Source organism: Dawidia cretensis (assembly GCF_018598175.1).
Lineage (GTDB): Bacteria > Bacteroidota > Bacteroidia > Cytophagales > Cyclobacteriaceae > Ohtaekwangia > Ohtaekwangia cretensis.
This window is the reverse complement of sequence record NZ_JAHESE010000097.1, coordinates 1-655: the sequence shown is the minus strand read 5'-3', so window position 1 is coordinate 655 and position 655 is coordinate 1. Positions and strand designations below refer to the sequence as shown.

Here is a 655-nt window from a genome sequence, read left to right as displayed (position 1 = left end):
TCCGTCGCCCTATAGTGTCCTCTACGTCCGGTTCTCATCGGATACCGCGCTGGTGGACAACAGCGTTTATACCGTCATCGAAAGTACGGCTGCGTCGTCTCCCGCGCGGGGCAAAGCATACGTCGCGATACGAGATGCGAACGGAGTACACCATTATTCCGGGCTGAGCGAGGATAAAATATACGTTCGCGTCAAAGACGGCACCGTCACCTTCGACCTGTGCGACCTGGACATGTTTTATTATTATACCTACAAGTTTAACATGACCGGCCGCGTGGTATACAAGCCCTGATCCGGACTTACTACAAATAGAAGAGCCTTCAAAACACTGGTTTTGAAGGCTTTTTTAGTGTATATGCCTATTCCGCGTATGGCTAGAAAAGCGACAGCTGTTTGGGAGGAGCAGGCGGCGGCGGTATGCGCGCCACGAAAGGTGCTTTGTTTACAGTGTAGTTTGATCCTGCCTGCCGCGGTTGGTCGGCCATGGTTGCCATATGCGTCGCGGTGCTGGTTATGTGATATACCGGTGTCTCGACGTAACGCGAGGCCACGACAATTTCCGTAGCACCTGCTTCGCGGCGAAAGAGGTCGTGTACGAGCTCGGGGCGGTTGTTGTCTTTGGATAGGTGTGACAAAAACAAGTGGCTCATAAACG

Annotated in this window: 1 protein-coding gene and 1 pseudogene; one reads left to right on the top strand and one right to left on the bottom strand. The window is 52.8% G+C overall.

Annotated elements, in window-relative coordinates; translation table 11 throughout:
- Positions 1 to 292 (top strand): hypothetical protein (locus KK062_RS29880; RefSeq protein ID WP_254088055.1); only part of this gene is annotated, 292 nt, incomplete at its 5' end.
- Between the two features lie 82 nt (positions 293 to 374).
- Here the strand turns inward: KK062_RS29880 and KK062_RS29875 are convergent.
- Positions 375 to 655, bottom strand: a pseudogene (locus tag KK062_RS29875) (hypothetical protein); the annotation flags it as partial.